Annotated in this window: 2 protein-coding genes; both read right to left on the bottom strand. The window is 58.0% G+C overall.

The features are described from left to right. Window positions 1-796 (bottom strand): carbohydrate ABC transporter permease (locus tag WBV42_RS02840; protein ID WP_423984693.1); only part of this gene is annotated, 796 nt, incomplete at its 3' end. Window positions 797-803: 7 nt separating this feature from the next. Beyond that, window positions 804-2,235 (bottom strand): ABC transporter substrate-binding protein (locus tag WBV42_RS02835; protein WP_423984692.1); only part of this gene is annotated, 1,432 nt, incomplete at its 5' end.

The raw sequence follows: 2,235 nt of genomic DNA, 5'->3' as shown, positions 1-2,235 counted from the left end.
TCCCGGGACCGCCCCGTGACAACGGGAAGATGATGGCGAACGCGCGGAACGCGAACATCCAGTTCATCAGTGCAACGATGGCGATGTACGGTCGTAGATACGGAAGCGTGATGGCGCGAAACGTCTGGAACGTCGTCGCGCCGTCCACCTTCGACGCGTCGTACATGTGGCTCGGGATGGACTGCAATCCGGCCAGCAGCACGATCATCGCGAACGGCAGTCGAGCCCACGCATCCGTGAACGTCACGATCGCCATCGTGAGGTTATGCTGGGCCAACCAAGCGTACGGGTGGTCGAGAATGCCGAGGTCCATGAGGACCATGTTTATCAGGCCCAGTTTGTTGCCGGTGAATATCCATTTCCAGATGAGAGCGACGACGGCGATGGGGATGGCCCACGCGAACATCAGCACCGTCGAGTATGTGTTTCGGAGTCGTTGGTTGGTGACGTGATTGATGGCCAGTGCGACACAGAGCCCTCCCCCGAGGCTCAGTGCGAGCGACCCGAACGAGTAGACCAACGTGTGCCGAAAGTAAGTCCAGAACTCGTCTCTTCCGAGCATGTCGGTGTAGTTCTGGAGGCCGATAAATCGACTCGGGACTCCCGGTAGGGTCAGGTAGAACGACTGCCTGAACAGTTGGAGTACCGGATAGATGAAGATCGCCGTGATGACCAACAACGCCGGTCCGAGCAGGACAAGGAGGATGTGATCGTTGATGAATTGCGAGAGGCGATACTTCACCTCCTCGTACGTTGTGTCGGGTTCACCGAACGTGGAATCAGTTTCGTAGGACATGGGACGATTACTGCCCCAGGACTTTATCGACGTAGTCCTGTGCATTATCGAGCGCTTTCTTCGGGGACACGTCGCCCGCGATGGCCTTCTGGCACTCCTGGCTCACGTGTTGCTTGATGGGTCGTTCCTGCGGGAAGACCTCCGCTTTGTTTAGCTTCATCTGCTCGCCGCGTATCTTCGCGTAGTTCGCGGAGTTCGTCTTCGCGGCGTCCGTGTAGACGTCCTTCGAGTAGGATTGGTTGCCCTCCACAACGAACTCCCACCACTGACTCGAAATGCTGAGTCGGGTATCGAGGTAGAGCATCGCGGCGAGTTTCTTCTTCGTCGGCGCGTTCACGTTGATGCCGAGACCGGTCGGGGACGCGATACCCGCACGAGTCGGATTGGGGGCGTCTTTGCCGCCTTTCGGGCTGAGCGTCGGCGTGTACTGGTCCTTACTGAACTTCTCCATCGCCTTCGGAACGAGGTCCCCGTACACGGGAACCATCGCGAACTGACCGGAGAGGAAGCCGTCGGCCAAGTCGCCCTGTCCGTAATTGACCACTTCGTCCGGCACCCAACCCTTGTCGTGCCACTCGACCATCTTCTCGAGCGCGACTTGGGCCGGTTTGCTGTTCACCGTTACTTTCCCGCTGTCATCCATGAATTGACCGCCCGCTTGGTAGAACATCTTCATGAAGTCCCGCATGGTGTAGACACGGGAAGATCCCCGGTAGGCCCACGCGTACGTCCCGGTACCCTTGAACGCCTTCATCGCGGCCTCCAGGTCGTCCCACGTCCACGTTCCGTTCAGGATGGCTTTCTGCGACTTCTCGGGGACGCCCTGTTTCTTCAGGAGGTCCGGGCGGACGTGGATGAGACTGGCCTCCAAGTACGTCGGACCCGCGTAGAGGTGGTTCTTATACTTGAGCGAACTCTTCATCATCGGCTGATACGGTTGCCACATCTCGTCCTTCGGCATCAGCGCGTCGAGCGATTCGAGGTTGTTTCCGGAGACGAACGACGAGAGCGAGTCGGTGATGACCACGTCGAACATTTCAGGTTTCCCCTTACCTGCCCGTAGGAACGCCGTTTCCTTCGGAATGGCTTGGTCGACCACGATTTCGAGCGGGTTGAGCGTGATTCCCGAACGATCCTCGAACAGGGCGTAGGTCGCTACTGTCGCCGGATCGTACTTCAGCGACCCGAAATTGAGGATTTGGAGTTCGCCGACGTCGCCGACGACGTCCTTCCACCCATCCGGGAGCTTGTACGGTGAGGTTTTGAGCGATTTCGAATCCTTCCACGCCTGCTTGTTGGTGAGCTTTTTTTCGGAGGGGACCGCTTTGCGGTCCTCGATATTCCACTCGTCGAGCGACGCCATACGACGCTTCTGCCAGTTATCGGCAAACCCGATTTTCTTCGCCTTCTTCTTGAAGTCCTTCGACCCTCCTTTGTTT

It is taken from the genome of Haladaptatus sp., from assembly GCF_049589095.1.
Lineage (GTDB): Archaea > Halobacteriota > Halobacteria > Halobacteriales > Haladaptataceae > Haladaptatus.
Note: the sequence above shows the minus strand (reverse complement) of the source record. Positions and strands in the feature narration are given on the sequence as shown.